The organism is Nonomuraea sp. NPDC003709, from assembly GCF_040610775.1.
Lineage (GTDB): Bacteria > Actinomycetota > Actinomycetes > Streptosporangiales > Streptosporangiaceae > Nonomuraea > Nonomuraea angiospora_A.
In genome coordinates this window covers 499449-523290 of the sequence record NZ_JBEXMW010000002.1, presented here as the reverse complement: position 1 = coordinate 523290, position 23842 = coordinate 499449, and the positions used below count along the sequence as shown (strand labels likewise).

23 protein-coding genes are annotated in these 23842 nt (G+C 70.8%); 14 read left to right on the top strand and 9 right to left on the bottom strand.

Translation table 11 applies throughout. The features are described from left to right. Window positions 1-148: 148 nt before the first annotated feature. Genes ABZX61_RS06915 through ABZX61_RS06890 form a run of 6 tightly spaced genes read left to right on the top strand, consistent with a single transcriptional unit; the run spans window position 149 to window position 6788 of the window. Entirely contained in the window at window positions 149-1969 is a 1821-nt protein-coding gene (locus ABZX61_RS06915) for an ABC transporter substrate-binding protein (protein WP_355192144.1), read from the top strand. A 10-nt stretch (window positions 1970-1979) separates the two neighbouring features. Further along, a complete protein-coding gene (locus tag ABZX61_RS06910) occupies window positions 1980-2990 on the top strand; it encodes an ABC transporter permease (protein WP_350726674.1) in 1011 nt (336 codons plus the stop codon). Then, on the top strand, window positions 2987-3886 hold the full coding sequence (locus tag ABZX61_RS06905; protein ID WP_355192142.1) for an ABC transporter permease: 900 nt from the start codon (window positions 2987-2989) through the stop codon (window positions 3884-3886). The genes ABZX61_RS06910 and ABZX61_RS06905 overlap by 4 nt, the downstream gene beginning before the upstream one ends. Window positions 3887-3889: 3 nt before the next feature. Further along, the gene (locus tag ABZX61_RS06900) at window positions 3890-4882 is read left to right on the top strand and encodes an ABC transporter ATP-binding protein (RefSeq protein WP_355192140.1); all 993 of its coding nucleotides are present in this window, start codon (window positions 3890-3892) and stop codon (window positions 4880-4882) included. Beyond that, window positions 4879-5889, top strand: a complete 1011-nt coding sequence (locus ABZX61_RS06895) for an ABC transporter ATP-binding protein (protein ID WP_355192138.1) — start codon at window positions 4879-4881, stop codon at window positions 5887-5889. Before ABZX61_RS06900 ends, ABZX61_RS06895 begins: the two co-directional genes overlap by 4 nt. After that, window positions 5889-6788, top strand: a complete 900-nt coding sequence (locus ABZX61_RS06890) for a GNAT family N-acetyltransferase (RefSeq protein ID WP_355192136.1) — start codon at window positions 5889-5891, stop codon at window positions 6786-6788. Before ABZX61_RS06895 ends, ABZX61_RS06890 begins: the two co-directional genes overlap by 1 nt. A gap of 2 nt (window positions 6789-6790) precedes the next feature. Here the strand turns inward: ABZX61_RS06890 and ABZX61_RS06885 are convergent, their stop codons facing one another. Beyond that, entirely contained in the window at window positions 6791-7912 is a 1122-nt protein-coding gene (locus tag ABZX61_RS06885) for a DUF1343 domain-containing protein (RefSeq protein ID WP_350726665.1), read from the bottom strand. A 49-nt stretch (window positions 7913-7961) separates the two neighbouring features. On the opposite strand from ABZX61_RS06885, the gene murQ reads away from it, so the two are divergent. The 3 genes from murQ to ABZX61_RS06870 are packed head-to-tail and all read left to right on the top strand — an operon-like array spanning window position 7962 to window position 10371. Beyond that, the gene (gene murQ, locus ABZX61_RS06880) at window positions 7962-8861 is read left to right on the top strand and encodes an N-acetylmuramic acid 6-phosphate etherase (RefSeq protein ID WP_350726664.1); all 900 of its coding nucleotides are present in this window, start codon (window positions 7962-7964) and stop codon (window positions 8859-8861) included. Between the two features lie 10 nt (window positions 8862-8871). Then, window positions 8872-9978, top strand: coding sequence for a serine hydrolase domain-containing protein (locus ABZX61_RS06875; protein ID WP_355192133.1), 1107 nt, complete (start codon window positions 8872-8874; stop codon window positions 9976-9978). A 9-nt stretch (window positions 9979-9987) separates the two neighbouring features. Then, complete coding sequence (locus ABZX61_RS06870; RefSeq protein ID WP_350726660.1) at window positions 9988-10371, top strand: VOC family protein; 384 nt, start codon at window positions 9988-9990, stop codon at window positions 10369-10371. Here the strand turns inward: ABZX61_RS06870 and ABZX61_RS06865 are convergent. Beyond that, entirely contained in the window at window positions 10368-11252 is an 885-nt protein-coding gene (locus ABZX61_RS06865; RefSeq protein ID WP_355192131.1) for a TIGR03619 family F420-dependent LLM class oxidoreductase, read from the bottom strand. The two genes, ABZX61_RS06870 and ABZX61_RS06865, sit on opposite strands and share 4 nt — an antisense overlap. Before the next feature lie 18 nt (window positions 11253-11270). Between ABZX61_RS06865 and ABZX61_RS06860 the strand changes: the two genes are divergently transcribed. Further along, complete coding sequence (locus ABZX61_RS06860) at window positions 11271-12125, top strand: phosphotransferase (protein ID WP_350726656.1); 855 nt, start codon at window positions 11271-11273, stop codon at window positions 12123-12125. Window positions 12126-12184: 59 nt separating this feature from the next. Continuing rightward, window positions 12185-12445, top strand: coding sequence for a zf-TFIIB domain-containing protein (locus ABZX61_RS06855; protein WP_350726654.1), 261 nt, complete (start codon window positions 12185-12187; stop codon window positions 12443-12445). Between the two features lie 68 nt (window positions 12446-12513). On the opposite strand, the gene ABZX61_RS06850 is transcribed toward ABZX61_RS06855, so the two are convergent. The 3 genes from ABZX61_RS06850 to ABZX61_RS06840 form a co-directional block, all read right to left on the bottom strand. After that, on the bottom strand, window positions 12514-13497 hold the full coding sequence (locus tag ABZX61_RS06850; RefSeq protein WP_355192128.1) for a hypothetical protein: 984 nt from the start codon (window positions 13495-13497) through the stop codon (window positions 12514-12516). Between the two features lie 37 nt (window positions 13498-13534). After that, the gene (locus ABZX61_RS06845) at window positions 13535-15199 is read right to left on the bottom strand and encodes an ABC-F family ATP-binding cassette domain-containing protein (RefSeq protein ID WP_355192126.1); all 1665 of its coding nucleotides are present in this window, start codon (window positions 15197-15199) and stop codon (window positions 13535-13537) included. A 229-nt stretch (window positions 15200-15428) separates the two neighbouring features. Beyond that, window positions 15429-15950: a CGNR zinc finger domain-containing protein gene (locus tag ABZX61_RS06840; protein ID WP_350726648.1), complete on the bottom strand. Its 522-nt coding sequence runs from the start codon at window positions 15948-15950 to the stop codon at window positions 15429-15431. A 25-nt stretch (window positions 15951-15975) separates the two neighbouring features. Between ABZX61_RS06840 and ABZX61_RS06835 the strand changes: the two genes are divergently transcribed. Next, a complete protein-coding gene (locus ABZX61_RS06835; protein ID WP_355192124.1) occupies window positions 15976-16143 on the top strand; it encodes a hypothetical protein in 168 nt (55 codons plus the stop codon). Here the strand turns inward: ABZX61_RS06835 and ABZX61_RS06830 are convergent. Beyond that, the gene (locus ABZX61_RS06830) at window positions 16122-18272 is read right to left on the bottom strand and encodes a CehA/McbA family metallohydrolase (RefSeq protein ID WP_355192122.1); all 2151 of its coding nucleotides are present in this window, start codon (window positions 18270-18272) and stop codon (window positions 16122-16124) included. The genes ABZX61_RS06835 and ABZX61_RS06830 overlap by 22 nt on opposite strands. 299 nt (window positions 18273-18571) lie before the next feature. Here ABZX61_RS06830 and ABZX61_RS06825 point away from each other — a divergent pair, with 299 nt between their 5' ends. Then, window positions 18572-19192, top strand: coding sequence for a TetR/AcrR family transcriptional regulator (locus tag ABZX61_RS06825; protein WP_350726638.1), 621 nt, complete (start codon window positions 18572-18574; stop codon window positions 19190-19192). A gap of 116 nt (window positions 19193-19308) precedes the next feature. Here the strand turns inward: ABZX61_RS06825 and ABZX61_RS06820 are convergent, their stop codons facing one another. Further along, the gene (locus ABZX61_RS06820; RefSeq protein WP_355192120.1) at window positions 19309-20415 is read right to left on the bottom strand and encodes an RNA-guided endonuclease TnpB family protein; all 1107 of its coding nucleotides are present in this window, start codon (window positions 20413-20415) and stop codon (window positions 19309-19311) included. A 146-nt stretch (window positions 20416-20561) separates the two neighbouring features. Between ABZX61_RS06820 and ABZX61_RS06815 the strand changes: the two genes are divergently transcribed. Then, complete coding sequence (locus ABZX61_RS06815; RefSeq protein WP_355192118.1) at window positions 20562-21635, top strand: acyltransferase family protein; 1074 nt, start codon at window positions 20562-20564, stop codon at window positions 21633-21635. Here ABZX61_RS06815 and ABZX61_RS06810 read toward each other — a convergent pair. Beyond that, window positions 21553-22005 carry a thioesterase family protein gene (locus ABZX61_RS06810; protein ID WP_355192116.1) on the bottom strand — a complete coding sequence of 151 codons (453 nt, stop codon included), beginning with the start codon at window positions 22003-22005 and terminating at the stop codon, window positions 21553-21555. The two genes, ABZX61_RS06815 and ABZX61_RS06810, sit on opposite strands and share 83 nt — an antisense overlap. Beyond that, a complete protein-coding gene (locus tag ABZX61_RS06805; protein ID WP_355192114.1) occupies window positions 22002-23768 on the bottom strand; it encodes a long-chain fatty acid--CoA ligase in 1767 nt (588 codons plus the stop codon). The genes ABZX61_RS06810 and ABZX61_RS06805 overlap by 4 nt, the downstream gene beginning before the upstream one ends. Window positions 23769-23842 lie beyond the last annotated feature (74 nt).

Below are 23842 nucleotides of genomic sequence, written 5' to 3'. Positions count from 1 at the left end.
GCTTAGCTCCACTCCGCACACTGATGAAGGAAAGTTACATTAGCCTCACAACCTCTGGAGATTATTGACGCGGATCAGGCACGATCGTAGTGTCCGGTCAATCCCTGCAGAGATCTTTGACAGGTCCGACATCTCCCCGGAGCGGCAAATGAAACGACTGGCAGCGGTAGTAGCGTTGCTGGGCCTTGCCACCGCGACAGCGGCGTGCAGCGGTGGTTCCACCAACAGTTCCGGCGGCTCGGGCGGCGGGGGCGGGCTCTTCACCACGATCGACGTGCTCAAGCCCGGCCTCGACGCGAGCGGCCCGGCCAACCCATGGGCGCCCAAGGGCAACTCTTTCCTGGGCTACAACGCGATGAAGCTGGGCTGGATCAAGAACCACCTGACCGACCCGAACCAGTTCTACCCAGGTATCGCCGCCAGTTGGGAGATCGCTCCCGACAACTCCTCGATCACCCTCCACATCCAGCCGAACGCCAAGTGGTCCGACGGCAAGCCGGTGACGGCCGACGACGTCAAGCTCTCTCTCGGGCTGGCCTCCACCACCGGCAGCACCGCGTTCGCGGTCACGCCGGGCGCGGCGGGCGTGGCCTCCGACGTCCAGGTGGTCGACCAGAAGACCGTCAAGGTCTCCCAGGACATGAAGAACCCGAGCATGAAGTTCGCCCGCGGCATCATGGACAACTGGGTCGTGCCCGCGCACGTCTGGAGCAGCCTGCTGCCGGCCGACTTCTGGGACAAGCTGAAGGCCGCCAGGGAAACCGGCGCCGACGCCGACAAGGCCCGCGAGGAGATCCTCGCCATCGGCCAGAAGGTGCTCGGGTTCGCGCCCCCCAAGGACGTCTCGGCCGGCCCCTTCACGCTGGAGCGGGTCAACCCCGGCGAGGCGCTGCTGGTCAAGAACAAGAACTTCTACAACGCCGCGAACGTCGCGCCCGCGCAGGTGAAGCTCCTCAACTACAACGGCAACGAGCAGATCTGGAACTACCTGAGCGCGGGCAAGCTCGACCAGGCCGGCTTCACCGCCATGCCTTCCGACGTCATGACCCGGATCAAGAACGCCCCCGGCTCCAACGTCATCAGGGGCTTCTCCCCGGTGGCCGTCGGCATGGGCTTCAACCAGTCGAAGAAGCCGTACGACAACGCGCACGTGCGGCGCGGCCTGGCCTACCTGATCGACCGCGACCAGGTGACCAAGGTGGCCTCGCCCGAGGGCGGCACGCCCGCCGTGACCACCTCCGGCATCCACCAGAAGCCGGCCCAGGAGTGGATCGGCTCCGAGCTGGCGAGCCTGAACCCGTACAAGCACGACGTGGCCAAGGCGGAGGAGGAGTTCAAGGCGGCCGGTCTGAAGAAGACGGGCGGCAAGTGGACGCTGGCCGACGGCTCGCCGTGGAAGGTCAGCATGCGCGCGCCCGCGACGTTCTCCGACTGGATCTCCGCCGAGGAGAACATCAAGAGCCAGCTCATCGCGGGCGGCGTTGACGCCGAGGTCGTGACCGTCGCCGACTACCCCGTCTACCTGGAGGAGCTCGCGGCCGGCAAGTACGACGTCGGCTTCTGGCTGATGGCGCTCGGCCCCGCGCCGTACGACATCTTCCAGCGCCTCTACGGCGCCTCCAACGGCTGGACCAACGTCGCCGGCAAGGTCGCGCACAGCGCGCCCGGCAAGGGCGGCAACTGGATGGGCAGCGCGGAGGAGATCGACGTCGAGGGTGTGGGCAAGGTCAACCCGGGTGAGCTCACGGCCAAGCTGAACGCGGCCACTCCCGAGCAGGCCAAGCCGATCATGGCGCAGCTCGCCAAGACGGCCAACCAGGACCTGCCGGCCATCCAGCTCTGGGACTACGTGAACACGCAGTTCACCAACACCACCCGCTTCACCGGCTGGCCGGAGCAGGACAGTGACCTGCTCCGCCTGAACGCCGGCGTCTGGATCCAGCTGGGTCTCATCAAGGCGAAGCAGTAGAGAAGAGCCTATGGTAGTAATCGCACGGCGACTCGCGGGCCACCTGGCCCGCGGGGTCGTCATGATCCTCGTCGTAGCCACGATCAGCTTCTTCATCGTCAGGAGCATTCCCGGCGACCCGGTGGCCGCGAACGTCCAGAAGCTGATCCAGCAGGGCATGGATCAGCAGGCAGCCGAGCAGGCGACGCGCGTGCTCTACGGGTTCCAGCCCAGGGGCTCGCTGTGGGAGCAGTACGTCCAGTACATGTCGGGCCTGCTCCGCTTCGACCTGGGCCAGTCGATCACCCACGCGGGCGCGCCGGTCACCCAGGTGCTGGGCGAGGCGGCCAAGTGGACCGTTCTACCGGTGCTGATCGGAACGCTGCTCAGCTTCCTGGTCGGCGTCCTGATGGGCGTCTACGCGGCCATCAAGCGCTCCGGCAAGCTCGGCGACATCCTGGCCGTCTCGGGGTCGCTGCTGCACGGCATCCCGCAGTACGTGCTGGGGCTGCTGCTCGGCGCCGTCTTCGCGACGCTGATCCCGATCCTGCCGGCCGACGGGCCCGTGGACATCCTGTTCGAGCCCGGGTTCAACGCCGGCTACATCGGCTCGCTGGCCCAGCACGCGGTGCTGCCGGTGCTGACGTACGCGCTGGCGTCCTACGGCGGATGGATCCTGGCGATGAAGTCGAGCGTGGTGACGGTGCTCGGCGACGACTTCATCCTGGCGGCGGAGCTGCGCGGGATGAAGCGGTCGATCATCTTCCGCTACATCGCGCGCAACGCGATCCTGCCGCTGTTCACGATCCTCGCGCTGTCGCTCGGCCTGCTGCTCGGCGGCGCGGTGTTCATCGAACGGATCTTCAACTACCCGGGACTCGGGCTGCTGCTGCTCGACAGCATCACCATGCGTGACTACGCGCTGATGGGCGGGGCCTTCCTGCTCATCACGGCGTCCATCATCGTGGCGAACATCCTCGCCGACCTGTTCTACTCCGCGATCGACCCGCGGGTCCGCAGCGGGGAGGAGGTGTCGTCATGAGCGTCCTGCTCGAGAGCTCTTCGACCAGCGCCGCCATGCGCCGCAACTTCTGGGCGGGCGTCTGGCGGGTGATGAAGCGCAAGCCCAGCCGCATGGTGGGCGTCGTGCTCATCCTCGGGTTCGTGTTCATGGGCGTGTTCGGGCCGATGTTCTACCCCGCCCAGCTGCCCATCGACCCGACCCGGATCACCGCGCCGCCGAGCTGGGAGCACTGGCTCGGCACCGACGACCAGGGCCGGGACGTGATCGCCCTGGTGGTCACCGGGTCGCGGTACGTGCTGCTGGCCGCCCTGGTGACCGCGGTCATCACCGTGGTCGTGGGCGCCGGCATCGGGCTGTTCTCCGGCTTCAAGCGGGGCCGCTGGGACAACGTGCTCATGCGGCTCACCGACATGAAGCTGACCATCCCCGGCCTGCCGCTGCTGCTGGTGCTGTCCACGGTGTGGAAGTTCAGCAGCGCGATCCAGATGGGCCTGGTGCTGGGGCTCCTCAGCTGGGGCGGCGTGGCGCGGGCGGTGCGCTCGCAGACGCTGTCGCTGCGCGAGCGGGGCTTCATCGAGGCGGCGCGCGGGCTCGGCCTGCCCACCAGGCACATCGTGGGCAAGGAGTTGCTGCCGAGCATGGCGCCGTACATCGCGATGAACATGCTCATCGCGGTCACCGGCGGCGTCTACGCGCAGGTCGGCCTGTTCTTCCTGGGCGTGCTGCCGTACGAGTCGAACAACTGGGGGCAGATGCTCAACACGGCCGTGTTCCGTTCCGCCGCGCTCCAGGTGCCGAGCGCGCTGGGCTTCCTCATCGGGCCGCTGCTGGCGATCCTGTTGCTGACGCTGGCCATCGTGCTCGTGGTGGACGCCATGGACGAGATCTTCAACCCCCGGCTGCGGGAGGAGTAGTAAGTGGCTCAGCAAGCACCGGGAGTGCGCATCGACGGCCTCACGGTCGTCTACAAGACCCCCGCGGGCGAGTTGCCCGCCGTCAGGGACGTCAACCTGACCCTGGAGCCGGGCTCGATCACCGGCATCGTCGGCGAGTCCGGTTCGGGCAAGTCGACGATGGCCCTGTCGCTGCTCAACGCCGTCCAGCCCCCGGGCAGGATCTCGGCGGGCAGCGTCGAGATCGACGGGCTCGGCGACGTGGTCGGCCTGAAGGGCGAGCACCTGCGCAAGGCCAGGGGCAAGCACATCGGGTACGTCTTCCAGGCCGCCCAGAACTCCCTGAACCCGCTCAAGACGGTCGGCAAGCAACTGCTCGACCTGGGCCGCTCGCACGGCGTCGAAGACCTGCGCGGCCTGGTGCGCGAGGCCAAGGAGCTGCTGTCGCGGATGGGCCTCGACGGGGCCCGGGTGCTCGACTCGCACCAGCACGAGCTGTCCGGCGGCATGCGCCAGCGGGTCGGCATCATGCTGGCGCTGGTCCTCAACGCCCACCTGGTGGTGCTGGACGAGCCGACGACCGCCCTCGACATGATCACGCAGGCGAACATCCTGAAGATCGTCCGCGAGGTGCACGCGGAGCGCGGCCTCACCACCCTCGTCATCACGCACGACATCGGCGTGGTGGCCGAGGTCGCCGACCGGCTGGCCGTCATGTACGGCGGGCGACTGGTCGAGCAGGGCCCCACCAGGGAGGTGCTCGGCGCGCCGCGGCACCCGTACACCAGGGGCCTGATCCAGGCCATCCCCCGGCTCGTCGGCGACATCGACGAGGCCAGGGCGCTGCCCGGCCGGCCGCCGACGCTGGCGACCGTGCCGAAGGAGGGGTGCGTGTTCAGGGAGCGCTGCGCGCTGCGCATGGACGTCTGCGACACCGTCGATCCGCTGGCGGTCGCCGACGGGTCGCGGGTCGTGGCCTGCCACGCCGTGACCGCGAACGTGAAGGAGCACGCATGATCACTGGGACCGGCGTCGTCAAGACGTTCAAGCAGCGGGGCAAGATGCTCGGCGCCCGCGAGGTGCGCGCGCTGCGCGGCGTGGACTTCGCGATCCCGAAGGGCGGCGCGGCCTCGTTCATCGGCGAGTCCGGGTGCGGCAAGACCACGCTGGGCCGGATCATCGCCGGGCTGGAGACGTACGACGAGGGCGAGATCCTGATCGACGGCGTCTCCATGTCGCCGCTCAAGCAGAAGCAGCGCCAGCCGCACTTCCGCAAGATCCAGATGATCCACCAGGACCCGTACTCGGCCCTGAACCCGACCAGGACCGTCCACCAGACCCTGTTCGCCCCGCTGTCCCTGCGGGCCGGGCAGACCGGGCGGTCGCGGTCGTGGGTCGAGGAGCGGGCGGCCGAGGTGCTGTCGCTGGTCGGCCTCGACCCGGGCACGGTGCTGTCGCGCTACCCGCACCAGCTGTCCGGCGGCATGCGGCAGCGCGTGGTCATCGCCCGCGCGCTGACCGTCGACCCGGAGATGCTCGTCGCCGACGAGGCCGTCTCCATGATCGACGTGTCGCTGCGGCTGGGCATCCTGGCGCTGCTGAAGGACCTGCGCGAGCGGCTCGGCGTGAGCGTGCTGTTCATCACGCACGACGTGGCCACGGCCCGCTACATCGGCGACGACGGCGAGCTGTACGTCATCTACCGCGGCCAGGTCGTCGAGCGCGGCGCCGTGGACACGGTCATCGCCGACCCCGTGCACCCGTACACGCAGTCCCTGCTGTCGGCGATCCCGGTGCTGCACGGCCTGGAGCTGCCCGGCGAGCAGCCGGTGACGCCGCTGGAGTCGCTGGACGAGAGCCGGTCGGACGAGGGCTGCCTGTTCGCCCGCCGCTGCCCGTTCAGGGGCGAGCGGTGCACGAGCGAGCGGCCGCTGCTGCAGCTGACGGAAGGGGTGCCGCAGGAGCACGCGTGCTTCTACCCCGAGCGCCGCAGCGTGATCGCCCGCCCGATGAGCGAGGTGTGATGTCCCACGCCGTGCGGACCTTCACCTCCGCCGCCGGATCCATTGACGGGGCCGGGGTCGCCGAGGCGGCCGAGGTCGCCGCCGCCGCGCTGACGCTGGACGCCGCCGAGGCCGCCGGCCTGGTCGGCTACCTGTCGCGCCCGCCCGCGGAGCGGCGCTGGAGCGCGCTGGCCACCGACGGCGGCGTGGTGATGGCGTCCGTGTCGGGCACGGACCCGGAGGTGGGGCACATCGACCTGCTGGCCGTGCACCCCTCCGCGCAGGGACAGGGGCGCGGGCGGGCGCTGGTGCGGGCCGCCGAGGAATGGCTGAAGAGCCAGGGCGCGCGGCAGTCGCGCTTCGCCGGCAACCCGCCGTGCTACGTCTGGCCGGGCATCGACGTCCGCTACACCGCGGCCGCCTGCCTGGCCGAGAGCCTCGGCTACCACCGCTACGACGTCGCCTGGAACATGACGGCCGACCTGAGCGCCGACCTGTCCGTGGCGGACGACCTTGAGCGGCTGGAGCGCTCCGGAGTGCGCGTGCACGCGGCCGGCGACACCGCGGACCACCCGGCCCGCGCGCACGTCGCCGCGTTCGTCCGTGAGCAGTGGAACGAGCGCTGGGCCTGGGAGGCCGCCCACGCGGCCGGCCTGCACTACGCCGAGCGCGACGGTCACGTCCTGGGCTTCGCCGCCTGGGGCGCCCGGCCGGGCTGGTTCGGGCCCATGGGGACCTCCCCGGACGCCCGCGGGCTCGGCGTCGGACGGGTGCTGCTGCGCAGGTGCCTGGCCGACCAGCGGGCCGCTGGACAGTCCAGCGCCCAGATCGGGTGGGTGGGGCCGTTGCGGTTCTACTCGCACGCCGTGGGCGCGCGAGCGGAACGCGTCTTCTGGCTCTACCGGCGCGATCTGGTGTGATGTCAGTCGTAGATGAGTCGTCCTTCCGGCTTTCCCGGCGGCGGGCAGAGGCCCCGGGGGTCCTCGCCGGCGTCCAGGCAGCGGGTCAGGGTGTCGGAGCCCCACAGGTGGTCCATGAACAGGTCGGGGCCCCACCAGCGCAGGTCGTCCGGGTAGAGGGTGCGGGCCGCGTACAGCATGGACAGGCCCGTCAGGACGGGCCTGAACGCCTCGCGGTCGTGCACGTGGAGCTGGACGCCGCGCACGGCGACGCCCGCGTGCTTGTGGAACGTGGGCATGAACCACGTCTCCCTGAACCGCACGCCCGGCAGGTCCAGCGCGGCCAGCGCCGGGGCGAACCGCTCGTCGGCGTACGGGGCGCCGATCAGCTCGAACGGCCTGGTCGTGCCGCGTCCCTCGGAGAAGTTCGTGCCCTCGAAGAGGCCCGTGCCGGGGTAGACCAGCGCGGTGTCCGGGGTCGGCATGTTGACCGAGGGCATCACCCACGGCAGCCCCGTCTCGGCGAACGTCATGTCGCGCCGCCAGCCCTCCATCTCGATCACGCGCAGCTCCACGTCGAACCCGAACAGCGTGGCCAGCTCCCCCGCCGTCCTGCCGTGCCGGACGGGCAGCGGGAAGCGGCCCACGAAGCTCGCGAACGCCGGGTCGAGCGCCGGCCCCTCCTGGACGGTCCCGCCGAGCGGGTTGGGCCGGTCCAGGACCACGAACCTCAGCCCGAGCCGGGCGGCCGACGCCATCAGGTCGTACATCGTCCAGACGTAGGTGTAGAAGCGCGTGCCCACGTCGGCGATGTCGAACACCAGCGTGTCCACGCCCGACCCCGCGATCGTCCGGTCGAGCGCCTCGCCCTCGAGCTTGTGCGTGTCGAAGACCGGCAGCCCGGTCCTCTCGTCCACCGTGTCGGCCTCGCTGCCGGCCGCCTGGGCGGTACCGCGCATGCCGTGCTCGGGGCCGAACAGGGCCGTCAGGTTCAGTCCTGCGGCCAGCAGCGCGTCCGCGGTGGGGGTGAGATCGGGCAGGACTCCGGTGGGGTTCGTGATCAGGCCGAGGCGGGTTCCGCCCGCGAGGGCGGTATCCACGGCCAGCCGTTCGGCTCCGATGCGTACGTATGGCATGAAAGCCATTGTCTGAAAGATATTTACAAGTGTGAAGGAGAGGGTGGAAATTAGCGTCATGATTGATCCGCTACCCGAGCTGTCCACCGAGCAGAGCGATCCCCGCTACAGCCAGATCGACCGGCTGCCGACCGAGCAGATCGCCCGGCTCATGAACCAGGCCGATGCCGCCGTGCCCGCCGCCGTCGCGGTGGTCATCCCGGCGATCTCGGCCGCCGTCGACGCGATCTCCGCCAGGATGGCAGAGGGCGGCCGGCTGCTGTATGTCGGGGCCGGCACGTCCGGGCGGCTGGCGGTGCTCGACGCCAGCGAGTGCCCGCCCACGTTCGGCACCGATCCGTCGCTGGTGCAGGGCATCATCGCCGGCGGGCCCGAGGCGCTCACCCGATCGGTCGAGGGGGCGGAGGACGACGCCGAGGCCGGCGCCGCCGCGTTGAAGGACCTGGAGGTGGGACCGCTCGACTCGGTGGTGGGCGTGTCCGCCAGCGGCCGGGCTCCTTTCGTCCTGGGCGCGCTGGCGGAGGCGGCCTCCCGGGGCGCGCTCACCGTCGGCCTGTCGTGCAACGACGGCGCGCCGCTGTCGGCCGCCGCCGAGCACGCGATCGAGGTGGTCGTGGGACCCGAGGTGGTGACCGGCTCGACCCGGCTCAAGGCGGGCACGGCCCAGAAGCTCGTGCTCAACATGATCTCCACGATCTCGATGGTCAAGCTCGGCCGTACCTACGGCAACAAGATGATCGAGATGTCGGCGATGAACAACAAGCTGGCCGGGCGCGCGCTGCGCATGGTCAGCGACATCACCGGCGCCGACCTGGAGACGGCCGAGACCGCGCTGGACGCGGCCGGCGGGCAGGCGAAGATCGCCGTGCTGATGATCCAGCACGGGCTCGACGCGGAGGGGGCACGAGCGCTGCTGGAGTCACACGGGGAGCGCCTCAGCGACGCGCTGAGCGGCTGAGGGGACGGGGATGACCGACCGGCTGGGGGCGGTCCTGGCGGGCGCGGTGCCGCGCGTGTGCGCCGCCGCGGTCGCGCTGATCGCCGTGGACGGCTCCGTGGCCGCCGCGGCCGCCACCGGCGAGCTCGTACGCTACGCCGACGCCGAGGGGACCCTGGCCGCGGAGCGCCCGCCCGCCGGCCGCGACTCGATCTTCGACCTGGCCTCGATCAGCAAGCTCTTCACCACGGCCGTGCTGCTCTCGCTGGCCGAGGAGGGCGCGATCGGCCTGGACGAGCCGGTGGCCGCCTGGATACCGGGGCACGACCCGAGGGTCACGCCGCGCCGCCTGCTCACGCACACGGCGGGCCTGCCCCCGACCCGCCGCATCGACCTGGAGCTGCCGGGCGCGGACGCCTCCGAACGCATGGAGGCCATGCTGCGCACGCCGATCGCCCATCCGGTCGGCGGCCCGTACCTCTACAGCGACGTCGGCCTGGTCATCGCCGGCCGGGTCGCCGAGCTGGCGGGCGGCGCGCCGCTCGACGCGCTGGTCCGCGCCCGGGTCACGGACGTGCTCGGCCTGCCCGACACCGGCTACCGGCCCGCCGCGCCGTCGCGGGCCGCCCCCCTTGCGCAAGCCGCTTTTGCGCGGGTCGCCGCGACCGAGTGGAAGCCGGAGCGGACCGGGCCGGGCTGCGTGCGCGGGGAGGTCCACGACGAGACGGCGTACGCGCTGGGCGGCGTGGCGGGGCACGCGGGGCTGTTCGCCACGGCCGGGGACCTGCTGGCCTTCGGCGAGGCGCTGCGGCAGGCCGCAATCCGGCAGGGCGGTGCTGTGCTGCGCCCGGGGAGCGTGGCCGAGATGCTGCGCGACCAGGGCGCCGAAGGGGCCGCCTTCCGGCACGGGCTGGGCGTGCGGATCGGCGACCCGGCCATCGTGGGCCCCCTGACCGGCGCCTTCGGGCATTCCGGCTTCACCGGCACCTCGCTGGTGGTCGATCCCGCCCGCGGGCTGACCGTGGTGCTGCTGACGAACGCCGTCCACCCCGTACGCGGGCGGGACGGCATCCGCGAGCTGCGCCACGCGGTGGCCGGGGAGGCGCTGCGACTGCGCGAGCTCCAGCCCCTGACGTAGCCTGCAGGTATGTCCGTCCAGCTGAACCACACCATCGTGCAGGCGAAGGACAGGGACGAGACTGCCGCGTTCCTCGTGGACGTCCTCGGCCTGGAGCCCGCGCCCGTGTACGGACCGTTCCGCGTCGTCTCGCTCGGCAACGACGTCTCGCTCGACGTCGTCCAGGCGGGTGAGGCCGTGGTGCCGCAGCATTACGCGTTCCTGGTCGGCGAGGAGGAGTTCGACCAGATCTGGGACCGGATCAAGAGCCGCGGCCTGACGTACTGGGCCGATCCGCACCACACGCAGCCGGAGCGGATCAACACCCACGACGGCGGCCGCGGCCTCTACTGGTCCGACCCCAACGGCCACAACCTGGAGATCATCACGGTCCCGTACGGTGGCTGGGGCTAGGGAGCCAGCGCCTCCAGCGCCTCCTCGGCCCGGCGCATCGCCTCCCCGGCGTCGAGCGTGACGAACTCGCGGTCGAAGTTGAGGTCGTGGAAAACATCCGTCACGCCACTGGCGGCCAGCGCGTCCACGTCGCTCCTGATCTTGTCGTACGTGCCCGTCAAGGGCCGGTCGCCGGCCGCCCGGACCTGCGTGACGCCGCGGCACACGAACCGGAACGCGGCCACGTCGCGCCCCGACTCCGCCAGCGTCTCCTTGATGAGCCCCACCCGCGCGGCGATCGCGGACAGGTCCTCCCTGCTGGAGCTCACCCACCCGTCGGCCAGCCGGGCGGCGCGGCGCAGCGCGACCTCGGCGGTGCCGCCCAGCAGGATCGGCGGCGGCCCCGGCACGGGCTTGGGGTCGATGTGGGACGGCGGCACCCGGTAGAACTCGCCGCGGTGCTCGACCACGTCGTCGGCCCAGGCCTCGCGCAGCACCTCGACGAACTCCTCGCCCCTGCGCCCCCGCCGCTCCATGCCGACGCCCGCCGCCTCGAACTCCTCCGGCAGCCAGCCCAGCCCGAGCCCCGCCGTGAGCCGCCCGCCGGACACGGTCTGGAGGGTGGCCAGCTGCTTGGCCAGCACGACCGGCTGCACGTACGCGTTGATGACGGCCACGCCGAGCCGGATCCGCTCCATCACGCCCGCGAGGTGGGCCAGCGTGATCAGCGGGTCGTGCACGCTGCGGTACGTCGGCCCCATCGGGTGCCCGACCGGATACAGCAGCCGCTGGAACGTCCACAGCTCGTGGTAGCCGAGCTCCTCCGCCCGCCTGGCGACGCGGCGCATGTTCTCCGGGGTCGCCCATGGGCCTGACTGGGGCACTGCGAAACCGATCCTCATGACCCCTAGTCTGTAGCAGTGAGTCTGGAGGAGGATCTGGCGGGGATCGCCGGGGCGTACGGGGGGACGGGCGAGCCCGTGCTGCATCCGACGCGTACGGACGTCGTGGTGTTACGTAGAGGCGAGGTCGTGGTCAAGGCCCACTCGCAGCGTGACGACGTGGAGTCGTTGCGGATCCGGTTGCGGGGCGCGGCGTCGGCCGCGGTGACCGGGGTGATGCTGGCCCCGCTCGACCCCCAGGTGCTGGCGGTCGCGGGCCGCGCGGTGACGGTCTGGCCCGCCGGCCGGCCGGTCGCGCAGGAGGACCCGGACTCCGCGCCCTGGGAGGAGGGCGCCAGGCTGCTGGCCAGGCTGCACGCCGTCCCCCTCACCCTGCTGCCCGGCCTTCCCGCCGCCGGCGGGCCCGCGCGGGCCGCCAGGGCGGTGGGCCGGATGACCGGCGACGGCCCGGTGGAGCAGCTCATCAGGCGGACCTTCGAGGAGTTGCCCGAGCCCGACCCGCTGCCCGGCCTGCTCACGCACGGCGACTGGCATCTGGGCCAGCTCGTCCACCGCGACGACTGGCTGCTCATCGACGTCGACGACCTGGGCGTCGGCGACCCGGCGTGGGACCTGGCCAGGCCGGCCGCCTGGTACGCCGCCGGGCTGCTCGACCCGGCCGTCTGGGAGCGGTTCCTGGGGGCCTACCTGGCCTCCGGCGGGCCCGCGCTCGGCCGGGGCGACGACCCGTGGCGGCGGCTCGACGTGCCGGCCAGGGCGCTGACCGTTCAGCTGGCCGCGGTGGCCGTGGTCAACGCCGAGCGCGAGGGCCGGGAACTGGACGAGGTCGAGCATTCGTTGGTTGAGTCGTGCAACAGAATCGTCCGAGCGTGACGGGGTTGCGCGCGGTAGGTTTCAACCCTGAGACCTCGAAGCCAAGGAGAGCGACGTAGATGCAGTGCCCCAAGTGCCGCGGGAACATGCGGACCTATGAGCGCAACGGCGTTCACATCGAGCAGTGCGACAACTGCCGCGGGATCTTCCTCGACTACGGCGAGCTCGAGACGCTGACCCGGATGGAGACTCAGTACCACACCTCTCCCCCGCCGCCCCCCGCCCCCGGCCCGGCCTGGGGCGCCCCGCACGGCGGCGGCCACTACGGCGGCCACCACCACCGGCAGCGCAGCTGGGTGGGCATGCTGTTCTCGACCTGACCGCGACGAGGGCCGCGCACCGGTGGGGGTGTGCGGCCCTCGCGCGTTCCGCGGTCCGGATCCGCGGGTCAGCCCGGGAAGTCGTCGGGGTCCACGGGCGAGGTGCGGGCGTTGCCGCCCGCGATCGCGTGCAGCGTGATCCGCCAGTCGTGCCAGCGGATCTGCGTGGCGGTGAACGTCGTCTTGAACTTCACCGACTTCTGGAACCTCTCGAAGCTGCAGTCACGCGTGAACGACTTGCTCTTGCCGTCCCAGTCCACGCCGTGCGTGAAGTAGACCTTGTAGCTGCCGTCGCGCACGCCCTTGACCTTGAACTTGGCGTTCTTGCGCACGTACACGCTGAAGGACTTGCTCCCGCCCTTCATGATGGTCACCACGGAGTCGCGGGTGCCGCCGTTGTCGATCTCCAGCGAACTGCGGCCGTTGAAGGTGGCCCTCTTGATGAACGAGCCGTTCTTCAGCCGCCTGGTCTGCTTCTTGCCGGCCTTCACGCTCACGACGTCGGCCGGGTAGTCGCCGGCGCTCTGCAGGGCCGCACCCGCCTTGTCGAGCGCGGCCAGCTTGGCGTCGAGGTCGATGAGGACGGCCGAGGACGTGCACAGGTTCCGCGCGCCGACCTTGCCCGCCGTGGAGCCGAGCTCGCCGGCGAAGTCGCGCAGGCTGGCCACGTACGCGTCGTGCTGGGTCCGTACGGCGTCGGGTGGGGTGATGGCGGCCAGCGCGTCCGCGGCCCCGCTCAGCGCCTGCTCAGCGCGGCCGACGCGCTGGTCCAGGGCCTTGACCCCGCGCGCGCCGGCCAGGGCGCTGATGGCGTCCGCCATCGACTTGTGCCTGCTCTGGAGCTCGCCCTTGTAGGCCTCGGCCGTGAGCGCGGCCGGGCTCGGGGTTTGCGCCGCCGTGCCGCCGCCGGCGGGCACGCCGCCGCCGTTGCCACCGGCCACCCCGCTGACCTTCGGCTCGCCTCCGGTCGGGGACGGTAACGCCGAGGAGCACGCGCTGAGCGTGAGGGTTGCCAGGGCGAGAACGCAGGAGATCAACCGGGGTCCAGCCACCTGTCACACTATCGTCCGGTTGATCCCTGCCCGTCAATCAGGATTCGGACAGTCCGGCATTGCGATCCTGTCGCAGCCACCGGGTGATCCCGATCGTCTCCAGGAACGGCACGTCGTGGCTGGCCACGACGAGCGCCCCCCGGTACGCGTTCAGCGCCTGGGAGAGCTCGCGGACGCTGGCCAAGTCCAGGTTGTTCGTCGGCTCGTCGAGCAGGAGCAGCTGGGGCGGCGGCTCGGCCGACAGGAGCGCGGCCAGCGTCGCCCTGAAGCGCTCGCCACCCGACAGCGTGCCGACGGCCTGGTTGGCCCGCTCGCCCCTGAACAGGAAGCGCGCCAGGCGGGCCCGGACGTCGTTCACGGAGGCGGACGGGGCCATGGCCCGCACGTTGTCCACCACGCTCAGCGCGTCGTCCAGGAGGTCGAGGCGCTGCGGCAGGTAGCGCACCGGGACGTGGGCGCCGTGCTCGACGATCCGCTTGAGCAGCGTGGTCTTGCCGGAGCCGTTGGGGCCCAGCAACGCGATCCGCTCGGGACCGCGGACCACCAGCGTCTCCAGCAGCACGCCGCGCCCATCGCCCGCCACTTCGTCCTCGCCGACCTCGTGGTCCTCCGGCACGCGACGCCGTTCGGAGGCACCGGCTTCGGGAGTGCCGTGGCCCGGGGGCGGGGCGAGGGGAAGGGTCAGGACCGTGCGGCCCGCCGGGACCTCGGTGCCCGGCAGCTGGATGCGGATCTCCGCGTCGTCCCGCACCGCCTGCTCGGCCTCCGTCAGCCGCCCCCGCGCCTCCTCCAGTTTCTCGATGGCGAGGTTGCGCTGCTTGCCCGCCGTCACCTGGGCCTTCCGTTTGAGCGCGTTGGCGACGATCTTCGGCGCCTTCTTGTTCTCGAACGCCTTCCGGCCGGCCCGCTGGCTGCGGTCGATCCGGATGCGGGCGTCGATGAGCTCCCGCTGCTGGCGGCGGATCTCGCCTTCCGCGGTCCGTACCATCCGCTGGGCGGCCTCCTGCTCGGCGGCGACCTGCTCCTCGTAGGCGCTCAGGTTGCCTCCGTACATGCGCACGGCGCCGTCGCGCAGTTCGGCGATCTGGTCCACCAGCTCCAGCAGCGCGCGGTCGTGGCTGACCACCACCAGCACGCCCGACCAGGCGGCGACCGCGGCGTAGAGCCGCTCTCGCGCGTCGAGGTCGAGGTTGTTGGTGGGCTCGTCGAGCAGCAGCACCTCGGGCCGTTTCAGCAGCTGGGCGGCGAGCGCGACCATGATGGTCTCGCCGCCGGACAGCGTGCCGACCGTGCGGTCCAGCCCCACGTGGTCCAGCCCGAGCCGGTCGAGTTCCGCGCGGGCGCGTTCCTCGACGTCCCAGTCGTCGCCGACGGCCGCGAAGTGCTCCTCGGCCACGTCCCCGCTCTCGATGGCGTGCAGCGCCGCCCGCGTCGCGCTGATCTCCAGCAGGTCCGACACGGTACGGCCGGCGCCCAGCGGGACGTTCTGCGGCAGGTATCCGATCTCGCCGGAGACGGACACGGATCCGGGCCGGGGGGCCAGCTCCCCCGCGATGACCTTCAGCAGGGTGGACTTGCCCGACCCGTTGGTCCCGATGAGCCCGGTGCGCCCCGCGGGGAACGCGGCGTCGAGCCCGTCGAGCACCTTGGTGCCGTCCGGCCAGCCGAAGGACACGTGATCTACAACAATGGAAAAAGACATAAGGCGGCTCCCGTCACAAAGATCGAAATTTCGTGACTTGGCGGGAAATCACCGCAAACGCGCGCAACACAAGCAGAGGATTCGGGACGACGAGGATCGCCACGAGGTCCAGGTGTGCGCGCATGCCCACGACAGGGCGGAACGGCGCGGTGCCCGCGACCTCAGATCCTCACGTCAGCTGCCCCCAGGGCTCGGCGATAAGACGTCCAAAGAGTATGCGACGCCTCGATCATCCCGCAAGGCCACGCGCCCGATGCGCCGCGACGTTGACCCGGTTGGCGCAGGCGGGAGAGCAGAACCGGCGCCGCCCGTTGCGGGAGGTGTCGACGAAGACGATCTCGCACCCGTCGCGGTCGCACCGCCCCAGCCGGTGCCTGCCCGCGAACGACATGGCCATGGCCAGCCCGCCGGCCGTGGTGTCCTTCGCCCTGGACACGACGTCCGCGCTGGGGTCGAAGAAGTGCAGGTGCGGCTCGCGCCCGTCGTGCGCGCTGACGTACGGCTTGGACGCGGTGACGTCGAGCAGATCGTTGATCAGCTTGATCTGCGTGTCCTGGTCCCGCTCCCCGAACACCGGCGACAGCCGCCCCGCCCACACCCGCAGCTCCTCGGCCTGCTCGGCCGTGACGACGGTGCGAACCAGGCGGTGCTCGGTCAGCATCGCCTCGACCGCCTCGGGGCTGAAGTCGGTCGCGTTCACCAGCTCCGCCGCGAGGGCCGCCCCGTTGCCACCGTAAGCGTTGAAATGCATAAGGCCATTACAGCAGATTGGAAGCATGCACTCCGGACACCTGCACGACCCCCTGGCCCTGGCCGTCGTCTCCTCCCACCGCACCTCCGAGGGCACGGTCTCCTACCTGCGGTGTGCCTGCGGCGTGTGGGAGGTGCGCACCTCGGGCACGGTCGCCACCGTCTCCATGCCTCACCTCAGCCGGGACCGGTAGACCGCCCTGGCCTGCTCCAGCAGGGACACGTGGTCGCCGAACTGGTAGGCGCCGGCCAGGCGGCCGTGCTGCCTGACGAGCCCCTCCAGCAGGTCGAGCCACTCCAGGCACCACACGACGTCCTCGCGCCGGGCGACCCGCCGCCCGTCCACCTCCACGTAGACGGGGCTGGTCAGGGCGTACCCGGTGGAGGCCAGGGTGCGGGGGTGCCGGTCGCACAGGACCTCGGCCACCAGGTACGTGGACGCGTCCATCGTGAGGTCGGCCGTCGCGATCAGCGGCTCGTCGGGGGCCCGCCCGGGTTCGTCCGTCAGCCGCGCGGCCCCGGCCCGCACGCCCTCCGCCGTGCGGATGCGCACGGCGGAGACCTCGGTGCCGACGGCGGTGGCCGTGACGCGGACGCGCTGCCCCTTACGGGCCTGGATCACGTGGCCCGGGCCGTGACCGGCCACCGACAGCTCCAGCCAGGGGCCGGTGGTGGCGAACGTCCGGCCCGCGCGTACGGCCGCCGCGAACGACCTGGCGGTCAGCGCGCCCTCGACCTGGGCGTAGACGCGGGCCCAGCCGGGCGGGTTCGACTGGTTGTCGGAACGGGTGAAGGAGATCATCGCGTCCGTGCCCGCGGTCACGGCGAGCCGGTTGCCCGCGCCGATCAGCCGCCGGTACACCGCCGCCGTGGACGGGATCGAGGCGTGCGTGAGCACGTCGAGGCTGTCCACGAGCCCGAGCGCGACGTCGGCGACCAATTCACGGGCGGCGCAGTTGCGCCACACGGGCGACACGATGCCCTTGGGCGGGTCGCCGTCGGCGATCGGCGTGCGGAAGGGATGGCTGTAGCCGACGAGCGCGCCGAGCCCGCGCAGCTCCCGCAGCCCGTCGGCGTTGGGCGGCCAGTCGGCGTCCCCCGCGAACCCGGTGTGGTAGCGGCCGGGCGCGGCGCGCGGCGCGAACGCGTAGACGTGGCCGAGCAGGTCGTTGCGGTACTCGACGCCCATCCTGGCCACGTGCGTGGCGTCGGACCACGGCAGGTCCACGTCCGTCCAGTGCTCCAGCGCCTCGCGGTCGTAGACGCGCCTGCCGGAGACGTTGCTGGCCAGGAGGTTGAGCACGTGCAGGTCCTCGCCGTGCTGTGCGGCGGCGGCGTCCGCGGGCGCGCCGACGAGGTCTCCCGCCCAGTTGAGGTGTACGTGCATGTCGCCGCCGTACCAGCCGCGCGCGGCCGCGTCGTAGATGCGCCGCGGGGCGAGCTCGACCAGGCGCTCCTCGCCCGGCCGCGGTTCGAGCTCCAGGCTGGCCTCGCCGTACTCCATGCCCCTGGCGACCGTGATCGTCAGGGGCACGCAGGGGATCTCCAGGACGATGTCGTCGCCGTGGAAGTAGGGGCGGCCGTGGTAGTCGTACCGGCTGGGGGTGTCGCGCGGGAACCAGCCGCTGCCGTCCTCGCTCGTCACGCTCCACCGGCACGGCATCCCCGCCACCAGCCGCAGCCTGGCCGCCTGGGTGGGGCGCAGGAGGGTGTCCAGCTCGATGCGCACGCCGTCCACCATGACCGAGCTGTCGTGATCCACCTCCACCAGCCAGGCGCCGCCGGGGTCGATCCGTCGATGCGTCTCGTTCACGCTGACCATGCAGGCCTCATCCCGCCTCGAGTCGATGAGCAGTGACATCCGCTCCTCGCCGCGTCCGGGCGGCGGCTCGGCGAGCGGGACGAACGGCAGCCTGCGCGTCCACCGCAGGCTGTTCCTCACGCGGCGGTTCGGGCGCGGCGGGAGCAGCACCATCCGCGGCGCCCCTTCGAGCCGGACCCCCTCGGGCCCGACCCGTACGGCGGCGAGGTGCCGGGGCAGCTCATCGCCGAGGGTGTCGCGCAGCACCCTGTCGTAGTCCGGCTCGGCCAGGTGGGCCCCGAGCCGGTCGTGCGGCTCGCCCGGATGGCTCTCGGCGACCGCCTCGACTACCAGCCGCCAGAACCGTTCGAACAGTGCGGACGGCAGCACCCTGCGCCTGGCGAAGAACTTCACGTAATGGATCTCCGGCTCACCCCAGGTGATGCCGTGCTCGGCCAGCAGCCGTCCGTACTCCTCCAACGCGCCCGCCACGCTTTCGGGCAGCACTGGCTCGGCACACATACGCGCCCCTCCCTGTCGCTCGCGCGTCATCGTGACATGGGTCACGAAAGGCAGTCCTTTGAGGCGAGTGCCAGGGATCGGAAACCTTGTCCTGGGGAGAAGATCTGTACTCCCGAGTATTCCCTTAGGCGCACTGAACACGGCAATAAGCGCCCCGACCACGATTTTCGCGCGCCTTGTCGGCTCGCCGGGCACGTGTCCCTGCTGGAACAGGCCAGGGCGGTCTATCGGTCCCGGCTGAGCTGAGGCGCGAAGCGCCGAGCGTCACCGTTTCTGGCCGCATGTGTTAAATTTTGGCCATGCGGTCAGAAATTGAACCGGACGGACAGAAGCGCCGTTCGTTCATCGAGGAGGCAAGGCGCGCGCAGATCGTGGCGTCGGCCGTGGAGGTGATCGCCGACGTCGGGTTCGCCCAGGCGTCCCTTGCGCGCATCGCCAAGCACGCGGGCATCAGCAAGGGCGTCATCTCCTACCACTTCGCCGGCAAGGACGAGCTGATGGAGGAGGTGGTCACCCGCGCCTACACGGAGGCCGCCGATCACGTGGTGGCGGCGATGGAGGGCGTGGAGGGGGCCGGCGCCCTGCTGCGGACGTACTTCGTCGCCAACGCCGCGCACATGCGCAAGCACCGCTCGAAGATCCTGGCGCTCGGCGAGATCTTCAACAACCTGCGTGGCGCCGACGGCAAACCCCGCTACGGCGTGCACACCAGCGAGGAGATCTACCGGGCAATCGAGATGATCTTCCAACTCGGGCAGCGCACCGGCGAGTTCAGGGACTTCGACCTCCGCGTCATGTCCGTCTCGGTGTCGGCCGCCATGGACAGCATGTTCGGCTACTGGGCCGCCTATCCCGACCACGACCTCGACGCGCACGCGCGCGAACTCGCCGACCTCTTCGAAAGGGCATGCAGGATTTGACTTCCTCCCTCGGTCGAGAGGGATTCTCACGGTCGCCCGTGAGGCTTCCTGTTTCACCGCCGGTTGCCCGCCCGAAAGGACTCTCGTTGAGGTCTTACACCAGCTCCGCAGGCGTTTTACTTGTCCGCCAGCCCGGCGGCCAAGACGTTTCTCGCGGCGTTGACGTCCCGGTCGTGGGAGGTGCCGCAGGCGCACGTCCAGGCGCGGACCTGCATCGGCATGCTTTCGGCGAGTGCCCCGCAGGCCGAGCACAGCTTGGAGGAAGGGAACCAGCGATCCACAACCACCAGTTCCCGCCCGTACCACGCTGTCTTGTACTCCAGCATCATCCGCAGGTCCCGCCAGGCCGCGTCCGAAATGGCTCGGGCGAGCCTGCTGTTCTTCACCATGTTGCGAACGGTGAGGTCCTCGATCACGACCGTTTGGTTCTCACGGACGAGCCGAGTCGAAAGCTTGTGCAGGAAGTCACGCCGCCGGTCGGCGATCCGCGCGTACACCTTGGCGACACGCAATCGGGCCTTGGCCCGGTTCGCGCTGCCCTTGACCTTGCGAGCCAGCGCCCGCTGCGCCTTGGTCAGACGCCGCCGGTCGGTCCGCGCGTGCCCCGGATTGGTGACCTTCTCACCGGTCGAGAGCGTGACCAGCGCGGTGATGCCCGCGTCCACCCCCACCTGAGTCTCCACCGGAGCAAGCGGGGAGATCCTCTCCTCGATGAGGAGGGACACGAACCAGCGTCCGGCCGCGTCTTGGGAGACGGTCACGGTGGACGGCTCGGCTCCCTCGGGGAGCGGGCGCGACCACACGATGTTCAGGGGCGCGTCCATCTTCGCCAGGGTGAGCCGTCCATCCCGCCAGCGGAAAGCCGAGCGGGTGTACTCCGCGGACGCGCGCGACTTCTTGCGGGACTTGAACGTCGGGTACTCGGCTCGGCGCGCGAAGAAGTTGCTGAAGGCCGCCTGAAGATGGCGAAGCGCCTGTTGCAACGGAACCGACGAAACCTCGCCCAGGAACGCCAGCTCGGGCGTCTTCTTCCACGCCGTCAGAGCGGCCGAGGACTCCACGTAGGAGACGCGCTTGCCTTCCAGGGTGTAGGCACGGGTCCGTTCCTCCAAGGCTTTGTTGTAGACCACGCGGACGCAGCCGAACGTCCGGGCGAGCTCTTCGGCCTGCCCGGGGATCGGGTGGAAGCGGTACTTGTAGGCCCGCTTCACGATCCGCGCCACGCCTCATTTTATCGCGAGATCAGTTAACGCCGCCCCTGATCTGGTGAACGGCGGTTCGCTCGATGGCGAAACGCCTGCCCCTGCTCTGCTCCCCAGAGGTCCGATTTCTCCCCCACCTCAAGGTGGGGTTTCCTTGGAGGTTCCTGATGAAGACCGAGCCGAGGACCCGGCTCCACTCGATCGACAACCTGCGGATCGTGCTGACCGCGCTGGTGGTGGCCCACCACGCCGCGGTCACGTACGGGAACATCCCCCTGTGGTTCTACATCGAGCCCGCCAAGGACCCGTCGGGGGTCGCGCTCGACATCCTGGTGGTGTTCAACCAGGCGTTCTTCATGGGGTTCTTCTTCCTCATCTCCGGCTTCTTCACCCCCGGCTCGTACGACCGCAAGGGCTCGCGCGCCTTCATGCGGGACCGGCTGGTGCGGCTGGGCATCCCGCTGCTCGTCTTCCTCGTCCTGCTGCGGCCGCTGGTGAACTTCGGCGGGCTCGCGCAGCGCCCGGAGCTGCCCTACTGGCAGTACTACCTGGGTTCGTGGGACCCGGGGCCCATGTGGTTCGCCGAGGTGCTGATCGTCTTCGCGCTGGTGTACGCGTGGTGGCGGAGCCGGCGGCCGGCGGCCGATCCGAGCCCCGAGCCGCTGCGGCTCCGGTCGGTCGTGCTGTTCGTCCTGGGCCTGTCCCTCGCCACGTTCCTGTGGCGCCTCCTGGTGCCGACCGGCACGTACGTGCCGGTGCTCGGGTTGCCGTCGCCGGACTTCCTGCCGCAGTACGTCGCCATGTTCGCGCTCGGGTGTGCGGCCTTCAGGCGCGGCTGGTTCGAGACGCTGCCCGCGCGGGCGGGGCACCTCGGGTTCGTCGTGGCGGGTGTGTCGAGCGCCGTGCTGCTGCCGCTCTCGCGGATGACCGGCGGGCCGCTCTCGTCGGCGCTGACGGCCACCTGGGAGTCGGCCTTCGCGGTCGGCATGATCATCGGGCTGTCAGTGCTCTTCAGGGAGCGCTTCGCCGGGCAGGGGCCGCGCGGGAGATTCCTGTCCGACCACGCCTTCACCGTCTACATCATCCACCCGCTCGTGCTGGTCGCCATCGGCTACGCGCTGCGCCCGCTGGAGGCGGTCGCGGTCGTCAAGTTCGCGATCATGCTGGTGGTGGCGCTGCCGCTGTGCTGGTCGCTGGCGTACCTGGTGCGGTCGCTGCCGGGGGCGAAGCGGGTCCTCTGAGGATTTCGGGCAGCGGGGCGGGGTGGCCGTCGCGGACGCACACGTACGTGACCGTGCCGACGGCCACCAGCTCGTCCCCGCGCCGCATCGTGAACGTCATCGTGATCGACGTGGTGCCGACCCTGGCCGGCGCGCTCTCCACGGCCAGCACGTCGCCGAGGCGGGCGGGCGCGTGGTGCTCGCACCCGCTCGCCTTGACCACCAGGTCCGCGCCCTCCCGCCGGAGCCGGTCGTAGCCGCCGCGGGCCCCGATCCAGTCGAGGAACGCGTCCTCGATGTACTCGTAATAGCGGGAGGCGTGCATCATGGCCTGGGCGTCGCAGTGCCTCGGCCGCACCGGCAGGTGGGAGATCACGACGGGATCGCTCACCCGTCGTAGAAGGAGTCGAGGGTCTTGCCGTGGCGCTCCTCGACGGCCTTGCGCTTGATCTTGAGGCTGGCCGTCAGCTCGCCCGTCTCCACGGTGAAGTCCTCCGCCAGGATCGCGAACTTCTTGACCGTGGCGTAGCTGGCCTGGTCGGCGTTGACCTGGTCGATGGCCCGCCCGACCTCCTCGCGCACGCGCGGGTGCTCGCGCAGCTCCTCGGGGTCGGACGGCAGCCCCTCGGCCTGGGCCCACGGCTTGACGACGTCCATGTCGAGCGTGACCAGCGCCGTGACGTAGTTGCGCCGGTCGCCGTGCACGAAGACGTGCGACGCGTACGGGCAGGCCGCCTTGATCCGGCCCTCCAGGTACGTGGGCGCGACGTACTTGCCGCCCGAGGTCTTGATCAGCTCCTTCTTGCGGTCGGTGATGCGCAGCCGTCCGGCCTCGTCGAGTTCGCCGATGTCACCGGTGTGCAACCAGCCCTCCTCCAGCGCCCCGGCCGTCTCCTCCGGCAGCCCGTGGTAGCCGCGCATGATGCCGCGCCCGCCGATGAGCACCTCGCCGTCGTCGGCGATGCGGACCTCGGTGCCGGGCAGCGGCGGCCCGACCGTGCCGAACTTCACCGACTCCGGCCGGTTGAGGAAGCTGCCCGCCGACGACTCGGTCAGCCCGTACCCCTCCATGATCGTCAGGCCCGCCGCGTCGAAGAACTCGGCGATGTCCTGCGAGAGCGGGGCGGCGCCGGAGATGAAGAAGCGGATCCGGCCGCCGAACCGGTCGCGGAGCTTGGCGAAGACCAGGCGGTCGGCCAGGGCGTGCTCGATCCGGGTGGTGACCGGGATGTCCGCCCCGCGCTGGCGGGCCCTGACGACCCGGATGCCGGTCCGCTTCGCCCAGTCGAAGATGCGCAGCTTGATCCCGCCCTCGCGGCGCACGGTGGCCACGACCGTGTTGTGGATCTTCTCGAAGATGCGCGGCGCGGCGGCCATGAACGTCGGCTTGACGACGCCGAGGTTCTCGGCGATCTTGTCGAGGCGGCCGTCGATCGCGGTCGGCACGCCGATGTCGATCATGACGACCTCCAGCAGCTTGCCGAACGAGTGCGACAGCGGCAGCCACAGGAAGTGCAGGTCGGACTCGGAGAGTATGCCGAGCCCGCGGACGGCCTCGGAGACGTAGAGCCAGTTGTCGTGGGTCAGCTCCACGCCCTTGGGGCGGCCGGTGGTGCCCGAGGTGTAGATGAGGGTGGCCAGGTCGTCCCGGGCGATGGCGTCCACCATGGCGTCGTAGTCGCCCCCGCCATCGACCGCGCCGCCGAGGGAGGCGAGCGTGACCACCCAGCCGTCGTCGCTGGGCGAGCCGTCGACGACCACGACGTGGGTGACGTCGGGCAGCTCCTTCTGGACGGACCTGAGCTTGGCCACCTGGTCGTCGTTCTCGGCGATGACGATCGTGCTGCCGGAGTCGGTGATGACGAACGCCGACTCGGCCGCCGTGTTGGACGGGTAGATCGTGGTCGTGGCCGCTCCGGTCGCCAGCACCGCGAGGTCGGCCAGGATCCACTCGACCCGGGTCGAGCAGAGGATCGACACCCGCTTGCCGGGCCCGGAGCCCAGCCCGGCCAGGCCCAGGGCCAGCCCGCGCACGCGGTCGCCCACCTCGCGCCACGACAGCGAGGCCCAGCCGTCGTCCGAGGGGAATCGGTACGCCTCCGCGTCGGGGGTCGCCGCGATCCGATCGCGCAGCAGGGACGGAATGCTGGACATGCCTGAACCTCCTGGACGGTGTTGACGCCGACTCTAAAAGCAATCCCACCATTTGGGATAGACCAGCGCGCCGT

Excerpts from the sequence above, each read along its gene's own strand:
- ABZX61_RS06855 (WP_350726654.1), top strand. The coding sequence starts at position 12,185 with ATGCAGTGCCCCAAGTGCCGCGGGAACATGCGGACCTATGAGCGCAAC.
- ABZX61_RS06830 (WP_355192122.1), bottom strand. The coding sequence starts at position 18,272 with ATGTGTGCCGAGCCAGTGCTGCCCGAAAGCGTGGCGGGCGCGTTGGAG.
- ABZX61_RS06865 (WP_355192131.1), bottom strand. The coding sequence starts at position 11,252 with ATGAGGATCGGTTTCGCAGTGCCCCAGTCAGGCCCATGGGCGACCCCG.
- ABZX61_RS06885 (WP_350726665.1), bottom strand. The coding sequence starts at position 7,912 with ATGGCTTTCATGCCATACGTACGCATCGGAGCCGAACGGCTGGCCGTG.
- ABZX61_RS06805 (WP_355192114.1), bottom strand. The coding sequence starts at position 23,768 with ATGTCCAGCATTCCGTCCCTGCTGCGCGATCGGATCGCGGCGACCCCC.
- ABZX61_RS06870 (WP_350726660.1), top strand. The coding sequence starts at position 9,988 with ATGTCCGTCCAGCTGAACCACACCATCGTGCAGGCGAAGGACAGGGAC.
- ABZX61_RS06845 (WP_355192126.1), bottom strand. The coding sequence starts at position 15,199 with ATGTCTTTTTCCATTGTTGTAGATCACGTGTCCTTCGGCTGGCCGGAC.
- ABZX61_RS06905 (WP_355192142.1), top strand. The coding sequence starts at position 2,987 with ATGAGCGTCCTGCTCGAGAGCTCTTCGACCAGCGCCGCCATGCGCCGC.
- ABZX61_RS06890 (WP_355192136.1), top strand. The coding sequence starts at position 5,889 with ATGTCCCACGCCGTGCGGACCTTCACCTCCGCCGCCGGATCCATTGAC.
- ABZX61_RS06915 (WP_355192144.1), top strand. The coding sequence starts at position 149 with ATGAAACGACTGGCAGCGGTAGTAGCGTTGCTGGGCCTTGCCACCGCG.
- ABZX61_RS06835 (WP_355192124.1), top strand. The coding sequence starts at position 15,976 with ATGCACTCCGGACACCTGCACGACCCCCTGGCCCTGGCCGTCGTCTCC.
- ABZX61_RS06895 (WP_355192138.1), top strand. The coding sequence starts at position 4,879 with ATGATCACTGGGACCGGCGTCGTCAAGACGTTCAAGCAGCGGGGCAAG.
- ABZX61_RS06910 (WP_350726674.1), top strand. The coding sequence starts at position 1,980 with ATGGTAGTAATCGCACGGCGACTCGCGGGCCACCTGGCCCGCGGGGTC.
- ABZX61_RS06875 (WP_355192133.1), top strand. The coding sequence starts at position 8,872 with ATGACCGACCGGCTGGGGGCGGTCCTGGCGGGCGCGGTGCCGCGCGTG.
- ABZX61_RS06840 (WP_350726648.1), bottom strand. The coding sequence starts at position 15,950 with ATGCATTTCAACGCTTACGGTGGCAACGGGGCGGCCCTCGCGGCGGAG.
- murQ (WP_350726664.1), top strand. The coding sequence starts at position 7,962 with ATGATTGATCCGCTACCCGAGCTGTCCACCGAGCAGAGCGATCCCCGC.
- ABZX61_RS06825 (WP_350726638.1), top strand. The coding sequence starts at position 18,572 with ATGCGGTCAGAAATTGAACCGGACGGACAGAAGCGCCGTTCGTTCATC.
- ABZX61_RS06815 (WP_355192118.1), top strand. The coding sequence starts at position 20,562 with ATGAAGACCGAGCCGAGGACCCGGCTCCACTCGATCGACAACCTGCGG.